Raw genomic sequence first — 13,784 nt, 5'->3', positions numbered from 1 at the left:
GCGAAAGGTTCCGCGAGGCCGCGTTTGCTCAGGACGCCGGTGGCGCACGCGGATTCGATGGAGAGCGATCACGGGCGAAATCGAGATGCCTGAAGGCCGGCAGCACGAAGGCGACGGCCTCGAAGGAGAGCCCCGTGGCCAATGCGCCGGCATCGGGCGGCGGCGCATGAACCGCAGAAGCCGTGCTGCAGCCGAGCATGCAGCAGGCCGGCACGTGCTGTTGGTGCGGATCGCCGCCGGGTGGCTGGGCAGCGCCCTCATGGGTACAGATGACGTTGCCGAAGGCGTCGAGCAGCGCAGCATCCTGCGTCGTGCCGAAAGCGAACGCGCCGAGCGTCGACTGGATAAGCAGCAGATAGGCCGCGACAAGCGCGGCCGGCATGCTCCATCGTCTCCGCCGGATGTTCAAGGACCTGCCTCTTTGATCAGCAACGGCAGATACCTAGCACGGGGCCGACGGGGCGAAAATCGTCAAATCATTGCTGCGGCAACGCGGCACGACCAATGCATGTCGCCCAAAAGTGCGCAGCGGTTTTGGGACAACGACATGCATAGACAATAAATTAGGCGCGCCGCATCGATCCGGTCAGGCACGACGCGCGTCAGGCACGTTGCGGCTGCCGGCCTCGGGGATGGAGGTCAAGAGCGTGTTGCGCGCCGACTTCAGATGCTTGCGGCAGGCGGCGTCGACCTTGCCGAGATCACGCGATTTGAGCGCCGCGATATAGACCAGATGCTCCGCCACCGCGACTTCGTTGCGTTCGCGCTCTTGCGCCTTGTTCCACTGGTAGTGGTAATGGAAGATCATGGCGATGACGTCGTAGAAATCGACGATGAAGCGGTTGTGCGAGGCGCGGTGGATCAGCCGGTGAAAGCGCTCGTCCAGCTCGGAAAATTCGTTGAAGCGGGTGGCGATCTCGCGCGCCAGCAGGCGATGCTCGTCCTCCAGCCGGTCGAGATCGGCCCACACCGGGCTTTCTTCCGGCAGCGCGGCGAAGGCAGCCGCCGAGCGCAGCTCGAACATCTCGCGGATTTCGGTCAGTTCGAGCGCAAAGGCGCGGGTAAAGCCTTTCAGCACCCAGTGGCTGTTCCGCCGCTTCTCGATCAAGCCGAAGCGGGAAAAGCGGATCAGGAACTCACGCACGCTGGTGGTGCCGACGCCGATCTCGCGTGCCAGCTCGAGCTCGTTGATCTGCATGCCCGCTTCCGCACCGCCGGCAAGCAACCGCCGCATGAAGGAGCGCTCGATGATCTCGGCCAGCGTGTCGGTTTCTTCGTTTGGAAAGAAATCGTCCGGCCGCGGCGCGCGCAAGACCGTCTTGCTGCGCTTGTTCCAGGCGATCAGCCCGGTCTCTTCCATGCGCGCCAAAATGCTGCGCACCGTCGTGCGGCTGACGCCGAGCAGCGTGCCGAGTTCCGGCTCCGACGGCAGGCTCCTTGTTTCATCGAGCAGCCGCAAACAGCGGTTGTAGGCGTCCTTGTAGACGTTGTTGCTCTTCGACATCCCCTGCCCCGTTGCGCGCCGGCGCTTGCTGTGGCCGGCTTGAAGCGCGCTATGACAGATGTTCCTAGCGCATGCTCGAAAAAAGCGGAATCGCTTTCCGTGTCAGGCGCGGCTCCTATCCTCCATGCATCCACCGGGCGCACGGTCTTTCGAAAAAACAATTGACGTAAAAATGTTTTTTCACGATAAAAGACATTATCTGCTAACAGGCTGATGTCAATCCGCCAGCGCATCCCAGGAACCCCCAGGAAACTGCCCGTGAACGCCGCAAACAGCATTCTTCTTTCCCCGGCCGACAATGTCGCGGTCGCCAATGGCCGCATCGAGATCGGCACGGCGCTGCCGGGCGGCGCCGTTGCCGCCGCGCTGATCGAGCCCGGCCACAAGGTGGCGATCAAGCCGATCGCGACCGGCGAGGCGGTGGTGAAGTATGCCCAGGCGATCGGCCGCGCCACGCAGGACATCGCGCCGGGCGAGCATGTCCATTCGCACAATCTGGTCTTCGAGTCCGGCCGCCTGCCCGTTGTGCCGCCGAGCGAGGCCGAGCACGCCACCGAGGCCGACCGCGCTCGCACTTTCACGGGGTACCGCCGTGCCGACGGCCGCGCCGGCACGCGCAACTTCATCGGCATCGTCGCCAGCGTCAATTGCTCGGCCACCGTCTGCCACGCCATCGCCGACCAGGCCAACCGCGAGCTGCTGCCGAAATATCCGGGGATCGACGGCTTCGTGCCCATCGTCCACGGCCAGGGCTGCGGCATGAGCGGCACCGGCGACGGCATGATGGTCCTGCACCGCACGCTGGCCGGTTATGCCCGCCACCCGAATTTCGGCGGCGTGCTGATGGTCGGGCTGGGCTGCGAGGTCAACCAGCTTACCCTCTACGGCCAAAAGGGCGTCGCTGCCGGCAAACGCCATTTCAACATCCAGGAGGCCGGTGGGTCGCGCAAATCGGTCGAGAGGGCGATGGGCGTGCTGGCCGAGATCGCCGAGGAAGTCGGCCAGTTGAAGCGTGAGCCGATCCCGGTCAGCGAGATCGTCGTCGGCCTGCAGTGCGGCGGCTCCGACGGCATGTCCGGCATCACCGCCAATCCGGCGCTGGGTGCCGCCGTCGACATCCTCGCCGGTGTCGGCGGCATCGGCATTCTGTCCGAGACGACAGAGATCTACGGCGCCGAGCATCTGCTGGCCTACCGCGCGGCGTCTCCGGAGATCGCCGCCAAGCTCGACAGCTACGTCAAATGGTGGGAGGACCATGTCGCCAAGCATGGCGCCTCGATCGACAACAACCCCTCGCCCGGCAACAAGCGCGGCGGCCTGACCACCATCCTGGAGAAGTCGCTGGGCGCGGTCGCCAAGGGCGGCCAGACGCCGCTCAACGGCGTTTTCGGCTACGCCGAGAAGGTCACCGGACACGGCCTGGTGTTCATGGATACGCCCGGCTACGACCCGGTCTCGGCCACCGGCCAGGTGGCCGGCGGCGCCAATGTCATTGTCTTCACCACCGGCCGCGGCTCCTGCTTCGGCTGCCGTCCGACGCCGTCGATCAAGGTCGCCAGCAACTCGACCATGTATCACACCATGGAAGAGGACATGGACGTCAACTGCGGCGTCATCGCTTCCGGCGAGAAGACCATCGCCGGCATGGGCCGCGAGATCTTTGAATTGATCGTCGAGACGGCTTCGGGCCGCAAGACCAAGAGCGAGGAGTTCGGCTACGGCGACAACGAGTTCGTGCCCTGGCACCTCGGTGCGACGCTGTAGACCAGCCACGACCAACCAGACATCTGCGAACCGGCCAGCGGCCGGAAGGGGAGGCTTTGCATGGACAAGCGCCGCATCGGCACAACTGCGCTCGACGTCACCGAGATAAGCTTCGGCGGCGCGGCGATCGGCGGGCTCTACCGGGCCTGCCCGCGCGATGTGGCGATGGAAACGCTGCAGGCCGCCTGGGACGCTGGCCTGCGCTATTTCGATACCGCGCCCTTCTACGGTTTCGGCCTGTCGGAACGCCGCTTCGGCGACTTCCTGCGCTATAAGCCGCGCGACTCCTATGTGCTTTCGACCAAGGTCGGCCGGCTGTTCCGCCCCGTGCCGGAGGACCAGGTTCCCGATCACTCCTATGTCGATCCGCTGCCCTTCGCGCTCGACTACGATTATTCCTATGACGGTATCATGCGCTCGGTCGAATTCTCCTATGCCCGGCTCGGCCTAAACAGGATAGACATCCTGTTTGTCCACGACATCGGCACCTACACGCACGGCGTCGAGAAGACGAAGCTGCATTTCCGCCAGCTGATGGATGGCGGGCTGAAGGCGCTCGATGAGCTGAAGACGTCCGGCACGATTTCCGCCTATGGCCTCGGTGTCAATGAAGTGCAGATCTGCCTCGACGTGCTCAACCGTGCGCCGCTCGACTGCATTCTGCTCGCCAGCCGCTACTCGCTGCTCGACCGCAGCGCCGAAGCCGAATTGCTGCCGCTGTGTAGGGAGCGGCAGACCTCGCTGATCATCGGCGGCGTGTTCAACTCGGGCATACTGGCAACCGGCCCGGTGCAGGGCGCGCATTTCGACTATCAGCCGGCCAGCAAGGACATTCTCGACCGCGTCGGCGCGATGGAGAAGATCGCCGCCGAGGGCGGCTACCCGCTCGCGGCGGCAGCCTTCCAGTTCCCGCTGCATGAGCCGGTCGTCGCCTCCGTGCTGACCGGCACCGCCAAGCCGGCCAATCTGACGCGCAATCTGGAACTGCTCGAAACTCCTGTGCTGCCGGCAGAGTTCGCCAGATACGATCCCCATACGGTGGTGCAGGCGCTTGGCTGAGGCAACGAGCCTATTGTCCGCCCAGGTGGTCGGCATGAAAAACGGCTTCACGATCGCGAGAGAATGAACATTCCATATTGACATCGTAATGGAATTAATATTCCATATCGATCAGAGAGGATCGGAAGCATCCGAACGTGGCAATGAGGACCGGCGAAGGGAGGCTTGCCTCCTGTCGAGGCCACGCGGAGACGATACGAAACACCGCTTGCGTCGGCCGGATCGATGCACTATCAAAAAGCGGCAAATGTTTTTTATTGATAAAGTTCTGTTTGGGCCGCGCCTATCCGAATGGAGCTTCCGTAACCTTCACCGGGCGATCTAGGGAGGAACCCTCATGAAATTCGTGACCAGCATTCTCAACCGCCGCGCCTTCGTGGCACTCGCGGCCGCCTCGATGCTCGCAGGCGCCATGCACACGGCGCCGGCTTCGGCGGCGGACGTGACAATCCCGATCATCGTCAAGGACACTACCTCCTTCTACTGGCAGATCGTTCTGGCCGGCGCCCGCAAGGCCGGCAAAGACCTCGGTGTCAACGTGCCGGAACTCGGCGCCCAGGCCGAAACCGACGTCAACGGCCAGATCTCGATCCTCGAGAACGCCGTCGCCGGCAACCCGGCCGCCGTCGTCATCGCGCCGACCGAAGCCAAGGCGCTCGGCAAGCCGATCGACGAGGCTGCCACCAAGGTCAAGATCATCGGCATCGACTCCGGTGCCGACTCCAAGGCCTTCACCTCGTTCCTGACCACCGACAACGTCCAGGGCGGCCGCGTTGCCGCTGACGGTCTCGCCGCGGCCATCGGCGAGGCCAATGGCGGCAAGGTCGAGGGCAAGGTTGCGCTGATCACCGCGCTTCCCGGCGCCGGCTCGCTCGAGCAGCGCGCTCAAGGCTTCAAGGAACAGCTCAAGGCGAAATATCCGGGCCTCGAACTGGTTGCCGACAAATATGCCGACGGCCAGGCCACGACCGGCCTCAACATCGCGACCGACCTGATCACCGCCAATCCTGACCTGAAGGGCATCTTCGCATCCAACCTGATCATGGCGCAGGGCGTCGGCCAGGCGATCGCCGAGAACAACCTTGCCGGCAAGGTTGGCCTGATCGGTTTCGACAGCGACGAGAAGCTGATCAAGTTCCTCAATGACGGCGTCATTTCCGGCCTCGTCGTCCAGGACCCGTACCGGATGGGCTATGACGGCATCAAGACCGCGCTCGCCGCCTCGAAGGGCGAGAAGGTCGAAGCCAATGTCGACACCGGCGCCAATCTGGTCACCAAGGCCAACATGAAAGAGCCGAAGATCGACGCGCTGCTCAACCCGAAGCTCGACTAAGCACCGCCGCAGGCGCATCGTCTCTGGGGCCCCTTGCCCCAGAGACACCCCGCAACCCGACACCATCGGGATGCGGCAGCCTCTAGTCTAGGTGCCTAATCGCAGGACCAATCTGGGAGGATTGTCATGACGTCCACGGCGCAGGAACTGCACCCGGCCCCGACCCTGGAGCCCGGCAGGACGATCCTCGCACTCAAGGGGCTGGAGAAGCGGTATCCCGGCACGCACGCGCTGAAGCCGGTGGACCTCGCCTTCAAGTCCGGCGAGATCCACGCCATCGTCGGCGAGAACGGCGCCGGCAAGTCCACTTTGATCAAGCTTCTGACCGGCGTCATGCCGCGCACCTCCGGCGACGTCATCTGGGAGGGCAAGCCCGAAGCGCTGGCGACCCCGCACGAGGCGATGGCGCTCGGCATCAATGCCGTCCACCAGGAGGTCGTGCTCTGCCGCCACCTGACGGTCGCGGCCAACATGTTCCTCGGCGAGGAGAACGCGCGCTACGGCATCCTGCAGCAGCGGGCCATGGTCAAGGACGCGCAGAAGATCATCGACGATCTCGGCTTCGACCTGCCGGCGCATGTCGTGCTCGGCGATCTCACCATCGGCCAACAGCAGCTGATCGCCGCCGCCCGCGCCACGGTGCGCGGCACGAAATTCCTGATCTTCGACGAGCCGACCGCCTACCTCACCCGCAAGGAGGCCGACCAGCTGTTCAAGCTGATCCGCCGGCTGAAGGGCGAAGGCGTCACCATCATCTACATCAGCCACCGCATGGAAGAGGTGTTCGAGCTCGCCGACCGCGTCTCGGTGCTGCGCGACGGCACACTGGTCGGCACCAGGAACATTGCCGAGACCAACGACGCCGAACTGGTCAAGATGATGATCAACCGCTCGATCGAGCAGGTCTACCATAAGGAGCATTTTACGCCCGGCGCGATGATCGTCGAAGCGAAGAACCTGTCGGGCAAGGGCTTCGAGAATGTGTCGATGTCGGTGCGCGCCGGCGAGATCGTCGGCCTCTATGGGCTGATCGGTGCAGGGCGCAGCGAGTTCGTCACCACGCTTTACGGCCGCCACCGCAAGTCGGCCGGCCAGATCCTGTGGGAAGGCAAGCCGGTCCAGGTCAATTCCGAACACGACGCGATCAGGCTCGGCATGGCACTTGCCCCGGAGAGCCGCCGCGACCAAGGCCTGTGCCTCAATTTGCCGGTCGGCCTCAATCTCAACCTGCCGATCTACAAGCGCATCTCCAGCAACATGCTGATCTCGGGCGCAAAGGAGAAGGCCGAGGCCGATCGCCAGATCGCCGGCCTCAGGATCAAGACGCCGACGCGGAGCGCGCTCGCCTCCAGCCTGTCCGGCGGCAACCAGCAGAAGATCGTCATCGGCAAATGGCTGGCGCACGGCGCCAAGCTGTTCATCTTCGACGAGCCGACGGTCGGCGTCGATGTCGGCACCAAGGCCGAGATCTACCGCCTGTTCGGAGCACTGCTGTCCAAGGGCGCCGGCATCATCCTGATCTCGTCCTATTTGCCGGAGGTCTATGAGCTGGCCGACACGCTGCACGTGTTCCGGCGCGGCAAGCTGGTGGCCACGCATGGGTTCCGCACCGCCAATCACGAGGACATTCTCACGCAGGCGCTCGCCGAGAAACAAGAAAAGCTGGGAGGACAGAAATGAGCACCGAGGCCATTGCCGCCGAAAAACCGAAACGTAACTACAACGCCCTGTTCGGGCTGACGCTGCTGGCGCTGCTGGTTCTGTTGTGGGTCATCCTGTCGGTGGCGACGCAGAGCTTCGCCTCGGGCAACAACATTTCGAACCTGCTGCGTCAGGGTTCGATGATCGCCATCCTGGCGGTCGGCCAGACCTTCGTCATCATCACCGGCGGCATCGACCTGTCCGTCGGCGCCGTGGTCGGCTTTGCCACCGTCATCGCCGCCATGCTGATCAATGCCGGCGTGCCGGTCTTCCTCGCCATCCTGATCACCTTGCTGGTCGGGGTCGCCATCGGCCTGTTCCATGGCTTCGGCATCGTCAAGATGGGCCTGCCGCCCTTCATCATCACGCTGGCGACGCTGACCTCGCTGCGCGGCATCGGCTTGCTGATGACCAACGGCAACTCGATCTCGATCAACAACGACGCCTTCCAGGAATTCTCGCGCAGCTCCTTTGTCGGCGTCCCCAATCTGTTCTGGATGGTGATCCTGGTCGGCATCCCGGCCTACGTCTTCCTGCATCACAGCCGCTGGGGCCGCTATCTGTTCTCGGTCGGCTCCAATGCCGAGGCCTCGCGCCTGTCGGGCGTCAACGTCCAGCGCACCATCTACATGGCCTACACGCTGTCCGGCCTGTGCGCCGCCTTCGTCGGCGTGCTGCTGGCATCGCGCATCGGCATCGGCAATCCGACCCAGGCCGAAGGCTGGGAACTGCAGGCGATCGCCTCCTCGGTGATCGGCGGCACCTCGCTGTTCGGCGCGGTCGGCTCCGTGCACGGACCGCTGCTCGGCGCCTTCATCCTCGCCACCATCAACAATGGCGCCAACCTGCTCAACGTCAACGCCTTCTGGCAGCGCATCATCACCGGCGTGCTGATCATCGTCATCGTCTACTTCGACGGCCTGCGCCGCCGCGGCAAGTAAGTCCCTCCCAAGCGGCCGCCGGCCTCGCGAAAGCGAGGGCCGGCGGTTTCATGAATTGGATTGAAGCATGAAAGCCGTCGTCTGCCGCTCGCCCGGTGATCTTGTCGTGGAGGACCGTCCGGCGCCCGGCTCGCCGCCATCGGGATGGGCATTGGTCGCCGTCAGTCATGTCGGCATCTGCGGCACCGATTACCACATCTTCGAAGGCAAGCACCCGTTCCTCGCCTATCCGCGCATCATGGGCCACGAGGTCTCGGGCACGGTCGCCGACAAGGGCGACGGCGTAGCCCTTGCCATCGGCGAACCGGTGATCATCAATCCCTATCTCGCCTGCGGCAGATGCATCGCCTGCCGGCACGGCAAGCCGAATTGCTGCGTCAGGATCGAGGTGCTCGGCGTCCACCGCGACGGCGCCATGTGCGAACAGATACTGGTGCCGGCGCAAAACCTTTATCCGGCAAGCGGACTGTCGTTGGCCGATGCCGCAGCCGTCGAATTCCTGGCGATTGGTGCGCATGCGGTGCGCCGCGCGCGCGCCGATCCCGGCGCCCGAACATTGGTTATCGGCGCTGGCCCGATCGGGCTCGGCACGGCGCTTTTCGCCCGCATCGCCGGGCTCGATGTGAGCCTGCTCGACATGAGCATGGAGCGGCTCGGCTTCGCCGAAAGCGAGCTTGGCTTCGCAACGCTGGACGGTTCACGCGGCACCGCCGCCGACCTGGTGCGGGATGCGACCGGCGGTGAGGGTTTCGACGTGGTCTTCGACGCCACCGGCAACACGCAGTCGGTGCAGTCGGCTTTCGCCCATGTCGCGCATGGCGGATCGCTTGTGCTGGTCAGCGTCGTCAAGGACGACATCGGCTTTTCCGATCCCGAGTTCCACAAGCGCGAGATGACGCTGATCGGTAGCCGCAACGCGCTTGGCGCCGATTTCGACCATGTCGCCGCCTCGATCCGCAACGGCGCGGTGCCGCTGGCAAAGCTCGTCACCCACCGGACCACGCTTGCCGGCACGCCTCTTGACCTCGCCCGCTGGGCGCATCAGAAATCCGGGCTGATCAAGGCCGTCATCGAGGTCGGATGAGACGATGCGGATCGACGCACACCAGCACTACTGGAAGATCGCCCGCGGCGACTATTTCTGGATGGGGCCGCATGTCGCGCCGATCGTGCGCGATGTCTTTCCAGCCGATCTTAAGCCGCATCTCAACGCTGCCGGCATCGATCGAACCGTCGTGGTGCAGGCGGCGGCGACAGTGGCCGAGACCGAGTTCATGCTCGACCTTGCCGAGACCGAACCGAGCATCGCCGCAGTGGTCGGCTGGGTCGATCTCGGCGCCGACGACGTCGAAGCGACGTTGCGCCGGCTGGCGGCACGGCCGAAATTCCGTGGCATCCGGCCGATGCTGCAGGACATTGACGACACGTTCGACATTTTGAAGCCAAAGCACCTTGCGGCGCTGAGGCTGCTGCCCGAACTGAACCTGCGCTTCGACGCGCTGGCGCAGCCGCGTCATTTGCCGGTGGTCGCAGCACTTGCCGACCACATTCCGGAGTTGGCGATCGTCGTCGACCACGCTGCCAAGCCGTTCATCGCCAGGGGCATCATCGAACCTTGGGCAAGCGACATGGCCGCGCTCGCCAAGAGACCGTCGGTGCTGTGCAAGTTTTCCGGGCTGGTCACCGAAGCCGGCCCGAATTGGTCGATCGCTGGCCTGAAACCCTATGCCGACCATCTCATCGCTTGCTTCGGCCCGGAACGGCTGATGTTCGGCAGCGACTGGCCGGTTTGCGAACTGGCCGCCACCTATGAGAACTGGCTGGCCGCCGCGAAGGAACTTGTGGCCGGTCTTTCGCCGGCCGCGCGCGATCAGATCTTCGGCGGCACGGCCGCGCTTTTCTACGGCATCGACTGACAGCTCGAATTCTACAAGGCGGACAATTTCAACTCCACCCGCTCGGCCGGAAACCGCGACTCGGAAAACTGGATCGGCTTTCCGTCTGGCGTGATGTTGACGGCAACCGTAACCAGCACGATGGCGCCAGGCTGCAGGTCGAGATCGGCGAGGTCGGCGGCATCGGCGTGGCGAGCCGAAAGCACCGTCGATTGCCTCAGATAATCGTTGATCCCAAAGCGCTTGAGCGAAGCAGTGACCGATCCGGTTTCCGCCATCGCAGCGTCGATGCCGGCGAAGCGCTGGGCATCAAACCAGGCGCTGGCGCGCGACACCGGATGCCCGTCGGCTTCCCCGCGCGTCTCCAGCCGAACCACGGTGGATCCTCTGGCAAGACCCAGGGCCTCTGCGACGCGGCGGCTGGCCGGCTCGGCCGACGACGTCAGCAGGACGATATGCCGTTCGGACGCCTGTCCTTGCAGGCCGGTCGAAAAGCGCGTGCGGGCGCCGATCGGATAGGACAGCCGCTTGCGCGACAGCACGAAGGTACCGCGCCCTTGCTCCGCCCTCAGCACCCCGTCCTGCACAAGGGCGGCGATGGCGGTGCGCACGGTATGACGGTTGACGCCATAGCGCTCGGCCAATGCTATTTCGGGCGGCAGCGCGGCGTTTTCAGCAAAATCGCCATCGGCAATCGAATGCAGGATCTGGTCAGCGATCTGCCGCCAAAGCGAAACTCCGCTACGCCGTTCGATGCTGGCAACTTGCTGCCCAATCATGTCCACCCCGATCTTCTTGCCCACCCCGACTTTTCGCTCACCCAGTCTTTTTGCCAGGTGTCATGCACCCGTCATGGACTCGCGCTAGCTAACAGGTATAATTTGTATGGTTGTCTATATCAATAGACAAATTAGCCGCTACGCAAGGAGCTCGCCATGCGAGGACAGGAAGCCCGCGATCAGGCCGAACGCAAGGCGATCATGGCGACGCTGGCGCAGTCGCCCGGCGACGACATCGCCCGCCTCTGGAACGAGGCCGGCCTGCCCTTCGAAGCCGAACTCCTGCGCGGCCCCGAAACCGGCCTGGTCACCGTGCGCGGCCGCATCGGCGGCGGCGGCGCGCCCTTCAATGTCGGCGAGGCGACCGTCACCCGCGCCACGGTCCGGCTGCCGTCCGGACAGGTCGGCCATTGCTACACGCTCGGTCGCGACAAGCGGAAGGCGAAGCTGGCGGCGATCGCCGATGCGCTGTGGCAGGAGCCCGCCCATCGCGAGGCGGTCGAGACCAGGCTGGTCGCGCCGCTGCGGGCGGCCCTGGTCGAGGCGCGCGAACAGCGGCGCGCCGAGACCGCGGCAACGAAAGTGGATTTCTTCACCATGGTGCGCGGAGAAGACTGATGGGGTTGGCTGTGCAAGCGATCGAGGGCGGCTTCGCCGATCCGGTGTTCAACGCCCAGACGGTGTTTCGCGCCGTGATGGATGCCATGGCGCGACCGGGCAGCGTGCAAGCCCTGCCGGCCTTTGCCCGCCCACCGGTGGCGCTTTCGGCGACGGCTGGCGCTATCGTCCTGGCGCTCTGCGACAACGACACGCCGCTCTGGCTCGATCTCCCCTTGCAAGCCGCACCCGCCGTCAAATCCTGGCTCGGTTTCCACACCGGCGCGCCTTCAGCCAACACCCCGGCCGATGCGCATTTCGCGCTGATCGCCAACCCCGCGGAAATGATGGCGCTGGACGGCTTTTCGCAAGGCACCCAGGATTATCCCGATCGCTCGACGACGCTGATCCTGCAGGTCACCGATCTTGCCTCTGGCGCGCCGCTGCTGCTCGAGGGCCCCGGCATAGAAACCAGTGCGACCATCGCGCCGGCGCAGATGCCGCGTCACTTCGTCGAACAGTGGAAGCAGAACAACCAGCGCTTTCCGCGTGGCGTCGACATCATCCTGGCCACCGCCGACAGCCTCGCTTGCCTGCCGCGCACGACGCGCATCAAGACGATGGAGGCGTAAGATGTACGTTGCGGTAAAAGGCGGCGAAGCGGCAATCGCCAACGCCCACCGACTGCTTGCCGATCGCCGCCGCGGCGACCGTTCGGTGCCGGCACTTCGCCTCGACCAGATCGTCGAGCAACTGGCGCTCGGCGTCGATCGGGTGATGAGCGAAGGCTCGCTCTACGACCGTGAGCTGACGGCATTGGCCATCGTCCAGGCGCGCGGCGACATGATCGAGGCGATCTTTCTGGTCCGCGCCTATCGCACCACGCTGCCGCGCTTCGGCTACACCAAGGCGATCGATACCGGCACGATGCTGGTCGAGCGGCGCGTCTCGGCGACCTACAAGGACCTGCCCGGCGGCCAGTTGCTGGGCCCGACCTTCGACTACACCCACCGGCTGCTCGATCCGGAGCTTGCCGCCGGCGGCGACGTCGCCGAGCCGCTGCAGCGCGAAAGCGAGGCGGAAGCCATGCCGCGCGTCTCGGCGATCCTCGCCCGCGAAGGCCTGATCGAACCGGACGGCGACATGCCGCAGGACCATATCCCCGGCGACATCACCCGCGAGCCGCTGGAATTCCCGATGGCGCGCGACATCCGCCTGCAGGCGCTGTCACGCGGCGACGAGGGTTTTCTGCTGGCGCTCGGCTATTCCACCCAGCGCGGCTATGCCCGCAACCATCCCTTTGTCGGCGAGGTCCGCATCGGCGAGGTCGAGCTGGAGCTCGACGTGCCGGAACTGCCCTTCGCCGCGCCACTCGGCTCTGTCCGCGTCACCGAGTGCCAGATGGTCAACCAGTTCAAGGGCTCGGCCAAGGCGCCGCCGCAGTTCACCCGCGGCTACGGCCTGGTCTTCGGCCAGAGCGAGCGCAAGGCGATGGCCATGGCGCTCTGCGATCGCGCTCTTCGTGCAACCGAATTGGGCGAGGATGTCGTCGCCGCCGCGCAGGACGAGGAGTTCGTCATTTCGCATTCCGACAATGTCCAGGCGACCGGCTTCGTCGAACATCTGAAATTGCCGCACTATGTCGATTTCCAGGCTGAACTCGATCTCGTGCGCCGCATGCGCGCCGAATACGAGGCCCGCGAAAACCCTGCGAAGGTCGAGGAAAAGCGGCAGGCCGCCGAATGATCGAAGGCCTGTCCCACATGACCTTCATCGTCCACGATCTCGACCGCATGAGCGCGATCCTGACCGGCATTTTCGACGCGCGCGAAGTCTATGCCAGCGATGCCCAGCAGTTCTCCCTGTCGCGGGAAAAATTCTTCCTGATCGGCGATCTCTGGATCGCCATCATGGAGGGCGAAGCGCTGCCGCAGCGCAGCTACAACCACCTCGCCTTCAAGATCGATGACGCCGATTTCGACCGCTATGCCGAGCGCGTCAAAACGCTTGGCCTCGACATGCGCGCGCCACGCCCGCGCGTCGCGGGCGAAGGTCGCTCGATCTATTTCTACGACGACGACAACCACATGTTCGAACTGCACACCGGCACGCTGGCCGATCGGCTGGCGTGCTACGCCAGGGGACTGGAGGTCGCCGGATGATCCTAGCTGCCCCCGCCGGAATGGCCACCGCCATCGTACCCTCCGGGCC

14 protein-coding genes are annotated in these 13,784 nt (G+C 64.7%); 11 read left to right on the top strand and 3 right to left on the bottom strand.

Going from position 1 to position 13,784, the window contains the following annotated elements; all coding sequences use genetic code 11:
• Positions 1 to 28: 28 nt before the first annotated feature.
• The gene (locus AC1RUK_RS00745) at positions 29 to 382 is read right to left on the bottom strand and encodes a DUF2946 family protein (protein ID WP_481837167.1); all 354 of its coding nucleotides are present in this window, start codon (positions 380 to 382) and stop codon (positions 29 to 31) included.
• A 204-nt stretch (positions 383 to 586) separates the two neighbouring features.
• Positions 587 to 1,504, bottom strand: coding sequence for a GntR family transcriptional regulator (locus AC1RUK_RS00740; protein ID WP_481837168.1), 918 nt, complete (start codon positions 1,502 to 1,504; stop codon positions 587 to 589).
• Between the two features lie 258 nt (positions 1,505 to 1,762).
• Here AC1RUK_RS00740 and AC1RUK_RS00735 point away from each other — a divergent pair, with 258 nt between their 5' ends.
• From AC1RUK_RS00735 to AC1RUK_RS00705, 7 genes are all read left to right on the top strand, one after another.
• Positions 1,763 to 3,268: a UxaA family hydrolase gene (locus tag AC1RUK_RS00735; RefSeq protein WP_481837169.1), complete on the top strand. Its 1,506-nt coding sequence runs from the start codon at positions 1,763 to 1,765 to the stop codon at positions 3,266 to 3,268.
• A 60-nt stretch (positions 3,269 to 3,328) separates the two neighbouring features.
• A complete protein-coding gene (locus AC1RUK_RS00730; protein WP_481837170.1) occupies positions 3,329 to 4,327 on the top strand; it encodes an aldo/keto reductase in 999 nt (332 codons plus the stop codon).
• A gap of 337 nt (positions 4,328 to 4,664) precedes the next feature.
• Complete coding sequence (locus AC1RUK_RS00725) at positions 4,665 to 5,660, top strand: ABC transporter substrate-binding protein (protein WP_436173568.1); 996 nt, start codon at positions 4,665 to 4,667, stop codon at positions 5,658 to 5,660.
• A gap of 126 nt (positions 5,661 to 5,786) precedes the next feature.
• Positions 5,787 to 7,340 (top strand): sugar ABC transporter ATP-binding protein, encoded by a 1,554-nt coding sequence (locus AC1RUK_RS00720; protein WP_481837171.1) that lies wholly within the window; start codon positions 5,787 to 5,789, stop codon positions 7,338 to 7,340.
• Positions 7,337 to 8,302 (top strand): ABC transporter permease, encoded by a 966-nt coding sequence (locus AC1RUK_RS00715; RefSeq protein WP_481837172.1) that lies wholly within the window; start codon positions 7,337 to 7,339, stop codon positions 8,300 to 8,302. Before AC1RUK_RS00720 ends, AC1RUK_RS00715 begins: the two co-directional genes overlap by 4 nt.
• A gap of 67 nt (positions 8,303 to 8,369) precedes the next feature.
• Positions 8,370 to 9,386 carry a zinc-binding alcohol dehydrogenase family protein gene (locus AC1RUK_RS00710; protein ID WP_481837173.1) on the top strand — a complete coding sequence of 339 codons (1,017 nt, stop codon included), beginning with the start codon at positions 8,370 to 8,372 and terminating at the stop codon, positions 9,384 to 9,386.
• A gap of 4 nt (positions 9,387 to 9,390) precedes the next feature.
• A complete protein-coding gene (locus AC1RUK_RS00705; RefSeq protein ID WP_481837174.1) occupies positions 9,391 to 10,218 on the top strand; it encodes an amidohydrolase family protein in 828 nt (275 codons plus the stop codon).
• An 11-nt stretch (positions 10,219 to 10,229) separates the two neighbouring features.
• Here the strand turns inward: AC1RUK_RS00705 and phnF are convergent, their stop codons facing one another.
• Entirely contained in the window at positions 10,230 to 10,976 is a 747-nt protein-coding gene (phnF, locus tag AC1RUK_RS00700) for a phosphonate metabolism transcriptional regulator PhnF (RefSeq protein ID WP_481839611.1), read from the bottom strand.
• A 156-nt stretch (positions 10,977 to 11,132) separates the two neighbouring features.
• Here phnF and phnG point away from each other — a divergent pair, with 156 nt between their 5' ends.
• Genes phnG through fosX form a run of 4 tightly spaced genes read left to right on the top strand, consistent with a single transcriptional unit; the run spans position 11,133 to position 13,735 of the window.
• Positions 11,133 to 11,594: a phosphonate C-P lyase system protein PhnG gene (phnG, locus tag AC1RUK_RS00695; RefSeq protein WP_481837175.1), complete on the top strand. Its 462-nt coding sequence runs from the start codon at positions 11,133 to 11,135 to the stop codon at positions 11,592 to 11,594.
• On the top strand, positions 11,594 to 12,205 hold the full coding sequence (gene phnH, locus AC1RUK_RS00690; RefSeq protein ID WP_481837176.1) for a phosphonate C-P lyase system protein PhnH: 612 nt from the start codon (positions 11,594 to 11,596) through the stop codon (positions 12,203 to 12,205). Before phnG ends, phnH begins: the two co-directional genes overlap by 1 nt.
• Before the next feature lies 1 nt (position 12,206).
• Positions 12,207 to 13,319, top strand: a complete 1,113-nt coding sequence (locus tag AC1RUK_RS00685) for a carbon-phosphorus lyase complex subunit (RefSeq protein ID WP_481837177.1) — start codon at positions 12,207 to 12,209, stop codon at positions 13,317 to 13,319.
• Positions 13,316 to 13,735, top strand: coding sequence for a FosX/FosE/FosI family fosfomycin resistance hydrolase (gene fosX, locus AC1RUK_RS00680; RefSeq protein WP_481837178.1), 420 nt, complete (start codon positions 13,316 to 13,318; stop codon positions 13,733 to 13,735). The genes AC1RUK_RS00685 and fosX overlap by 4 nt, the downstream gene beginning before the upstream one ends.
• The last annotated feature ends 49 nt before the right edge of the window (positions 13,736 to 13,784 follow it).

It is taken from the genome of Mesorhizobium monacense (assembly GCF_056781675.1).
The sequence above is the reverse complement of the archived record's forward strand: the minus strand, read 5'-3'. Positions and strand labels throughout refer to the sequence as shown.